At 36.3% G+C, this 4211-nt stretch carries 4 protein-coding genes and 1 pseudogene; 4 read left to right on the plus strand and 1 reads right to left on the minus strand.

What is annotated here, in order from left to right; genetic code table 11:
• A pseudogene (locus tag F6K54_RS41330) lies at nt 1–192 on the plus strand (hypothetical protein); the annotation flags it as partial.
• 20 nt (nt 193–212) lie between these two features.
• Nucleotides 213–656 (plus strand): helix-turn-helix domain-containing protein, encoded by a 444-nt coding sequence (locus F6K54_RS41335; RefSeq protein WP_293090301.1) that lies wholly within the window; start codon nt 213–215, stop codon nt 654–656.
• Here the strand turns inward: F6K54_RS41335 and F6K54_RS41340 are convergent.
• Entirely contained in the window at nt 639–2081 is a 1443-nt protein-coding gene (locus tag F6K54_RS41340; RefSeq protein ID WP_293090302.1) for a sodium:alanine symporter family protein, read from the minus strand. The genes F6K54_RS41335 and F6K54_RS41340 overlap by 18 nt on opposite strands.
• A gap of 753 nt (nt 2082–2834) precedes the next feature.
• Here F6K54_RS41340 and F6K54_RS41345 point away from each other — a divergent pair.
• Nucleotides 2835–3386 carry a hypothetical protein gene (locus F6K54_RS41345; RefSeq protein WP_293090303.1) on the plus strand — a complete coding sequence of 184 codons (552 nt, stop codon included), beginning with the start codon at nt 2835–2837 and terminating at the stop codon, nt 3384–3386.
• Nucleotides 3387–3402: 16 nt separating this feature from the next.
• Nucleotides 3403–4014 carry a hypothetical protein gene (locus tag F6K54_RS41350; RefSeq protein ID WP_293090304.1) on the plus strand — a complete coding sequence of 204 codons (612 nt, stop codon included), beginning with the start codon at nt 3403–3405 and terminating at the stop codon, nt 4012–4014.
• Nucleotides 4015–4211 lie beyond the last annotated feature (197 nt).

The raw sequence follows: 4211 nt of genomic DNA on the forward strand, positions 1-4211 counted from the left end.
CAGGGAACAGGGAACAGGGAACCCACCCCTAACCCCTACTCCCCTACTCCCCTACTCCCCTACTCCCCTACTCCACTACTCCCCTACTCCCCTACTCCCCTACTCCCCTACTCCCCATCCTGCCTGTCCCTGCCTGCGGTGAAAATATCAGGAACGGGAACGGGCAAGATGCCCATTCCACAAAACTATTAAAATCATCCCGTATTTATCTAATGTTGGCATTTATACCCGCGCTCTCCCGTAGGGGAGCGTCGTATGGGAATGCCAACCCATGCTATAATATAGCAATTAATATTAGTAACAGATCGATAAAATTGAAAGCCAGATATAAATACCGTATCTATCCAAATCATATCCAAATAACCAAATTAAATCAACTATTTGGTTGTTGTAGATATGTTTGGAATAGCACATTAGCACATTGTAACCAACTATATTCTAACGACCAAAAGAAACCTGGCTATATGTGTCAACCCACCCTGAGTCGTTTGTTCAGCTTAGTCTGTTTGAATGATGGACGGGAATCCCGCGCTGTACCGCAGGTCAGCGTCGGGAGGATGTCAAGCAACGCCCTTTTACTAAATCAGGACTTACGCAAAATACCAAATCATATACTATCTGTAGGGGTGAACTGCCGTTCACCCAATAACTTTTGAAGGAGATTCATCGAACATTTCTCCTGCTTGTAAACGCTTCATATAACTTTCTTGATCTGTTGCGACTTTACCACAGAGGAAATAAGCACCAAGCAAACTCGGAAAAGCAAGAGTTATTTTAATAGCATCACTAAACTCAATAACTGCTTCTGGGTTAGTAACCGTACCAACAAAGATACCTGCTAAAAACAAGATTTTATAGATAATCACACCCTTGTTTCCAAATAAATATTGCCAGCAAACTTGACCATAATAACTACTAGAAATCATGGTAGAAAAAGCAAACAAAATTATACAAATTGTCAAAACAGCGGGAAACCAGTCAATAACAGTCGTAAAAGCTGCTAAAGTTAGTTCTGAACCATTGAGAGCAGCAAATTCAGGATTATTGTAAACGCCAGTAATAATAACTACTAAAGCAGTCATATTACAGATAATGACAGTATCAATAAATGGTTCTAGCATTGCTACAATACCTTCTCGAACAGGTTCATCTGTCTTTGCCGTAGCATGAGCGATCGCTGCTAAACCCAATCCTGCTTCATTAGAAAAAGCTGCACGGCGAAACCCTTGTATTAGCGCTCCCAGAAAACCTCCTGCCATAGCTTGAGGAGCAAAAGCGCTATGAATTATAGTAGAAAATGCGTGAGGAATAGCAGTAAAATTAGCTAAAATTATCCATGAACCTGCCAAAAAGTAAATGCCACACATTGTCGGTACAATAGCAGCAGCTACTCCAGCAATACGTTGAATACCACCTATTATTACTAACCCAACTATCAATACTAAAATTAATCCATAAAGCCAACTTTGTTGAGCAAAAAAAGGTATCACATTAGCAATAACTACTTGAGACTGGTTAGACTGAAATATGCTGGAACTGCCTAAGACAGCTAAGATATTGAACAATGCAAACATTCCACCTAAAAATTGACCTAATCTTTTTTGTCCTAAGTCAGCCAAACCCATTGATATATAATACATTGGACCTCCAATGCTTGTCCCATCTGGGTTAACTACACGATATTTTTGTGCCAGAGTACATTCAACAAACTTTGTACTCATGCCTAATAATCCTGCGATCGTCATCCAAAAAGCTGCACCTGGTCCTCCAAAACTAATAGCAATAGCAACTCCAGCAATATTTCCTAGTCCCACAGTTCCAGATAAAGCAGTTGCCATGGCTTGAAAATGAGAAACCTCACCCTCATCATTAGGGTCATCGTATTTTCCCCAAATAACGTCTATGGCGTGTTTAAAAGCTCGAATATTAATAAATTGCATTCGGAGAGTAAAAAAGAGACCGCCACCAATTAGCCAAAGTACAATAAGTGGTATCCCTTGGTCGCCACCAATACGATAAAAAATGATAGCATCTATATTTTTTAATATTTGAGAAAAAGTAACAGAAATCCAATCTAACATTTGGTTAGTAGTTCATAGTAATATTTAATACTATACTATACCAAGTAGTATATTTTTTGAATTATATTTATTTGATCGACGAAATAATAGTTGTTTTTGTCAAATTTAACAGTTTCAAAAAAAACATTTTAAATCCTTTTTATCTGAAGATAAACCCAAATTAAAACCTCTTATTGCTTGTTCCAAATCTTCTTGTTATGTTCATAATCTATAGCATGGAGGAACACTATAAAATCCATAATTTTTTACAGAAAAATTGTGGTCTAAAGCCTCCCCTTTAAAGAATATAAAAAAAGATAATATTCCAGGATTTTTACAAATTATGCCACGCTTCATCCTCCTCTGGCTGTAACCAATCTTTTTGTAAGGAAGACTCACTTAACAGGCTAACTTCTGGCTGATCTTGCTGATATTTGGCTTTCAAAAATTGTCAAAAATCCCAAACTTCTTGCAAAATAAAATCAGGGCTATTTTCTACTTCTTTGATTAGCAATTCTTTGGTTTTCATCAGACTTGTAATAGATTAATGAGATAAATTATAATAATAGCTTATTTTAACTTAGACCGAAGCGATCGCTTGTTTCGTCAAACACAGTATTCAGTCAAATATTTCTATGATCAAGATGTAGTTGAGTATATTAATTATTCGTTTGACAATTTTTCTATAGATATTTAGGATATCCATTGTCAAACCTCGACTTAATTAAGCAAATATATTATTATAATATTGCTTGAACTTCCTGAACAGGTTCCATGAATGAAAATTTAGATCCAGATTTGCCTGAAAAGAAAATCCTTCCTTATTCTCAAACTTCGGAGAGTAAACTCATTTCTCTCCCTAATACAAAAAATTATGATTTAGAGTTGATAAATCAGGTTTTAGCCGAACGAACTCGCAAAGCAGAAACAATTCAAGATATCGAAAAGATTGTCAAACTTCTGCCTGATATAGATAAACTAAAGGAAAATCAGCTTAAACAAAACTTAGTTATTTTTCAAATTGAAGAATCTCAAAAGCAAGCTGATTTTAATAGAAAAATAGCAACAAGTAAAGAGTTAACCAAAATCGTTGCTAGTATCACTGGAATAGGAGTCGGTTTATATTTAATGCCAACCGCTCCTTTATTCGGTCCACTTTTGATTATTCTTGGACTAGCAAGTCCGCTTCAATATTCACTAAGAGAAGTGGCCAATCTATGGGAAAGTATGGTTAACTCTACAAAAAATTCAGCATTAAGTTTATTATCACCAGACCAAGCAGCTAGCGATCAGACAGATAATTCGGATCAAATTTCAAATTTATAAAGGAGGCAAAACTTATATGTCAGAATCTAGTGAAAACGATATTTTAGAAAAGTATAAATTCGATAAGTATTATAAGTTTATCACAGCAATTGCTCTCTCAGGAATCTTGTTAATTTTGATTTTGATTTTAGTATATGTTGCGATTCCTCTTACTACACAACAAGTTTTGATAGCTATTATAGGAATGGTTTTATTAACAGCATTAGATGCTTTTAAACGATGCTTTGAATATCCGGACTTATATCAACCTACTACTATTATTTACAACAGACTGGACAACAGAAAGATTAAAAACAGTACAGTATATAACACATCTTATGGAAAACAAAATCTGGCAGAAGCAGCGGCTGAAATTCAGGAATTACTAGAGCAGCTTTCTCAAACTTATCCAACAACAACAGAGAAAGAGCAAATAGAATTAGCCGTGGAAGCAGCAGATGAAATTCAGAAGAACCCTACTCTCAAATCTAGATTAATAGCTGCATTAAAAGCAGGAGCAATGGAAGCACTTAAAGAGTCAATTCATCACCCACTATCTAGCATAACAGTTAATGTATTAGCTACATACCTACAAGAATGGCAGAAAAGCGCTACAGATAGCGTGGAAGATAAGACTATTGAGAAGTAATACCAAATCCGGTTTTACCGAAAAGCGACGTTGAGAGCAAGCGTGTTTTAACCGGGGGATGAAAACAAGCGAGTCGTTTAGACTAGACAACTTTAGTTGTCCTGTGCTATTATCTGGATATACAAACGTTTAGACAAAAGTAAGCAGAAAGCAGTAGGGGCGATTCGCGAATCGCCCCTACTTAAGCCGACTGTGTA

Source organism: Okeania sp. SIO3B5 (genome assembly GCF_010692555.1).
Classification (GTDB): domain Bacteria; phylum Cyanobacteriota; class Cyanobacteriia; order Cyanobacteriales; family Microcoleaceae; genus Okeania.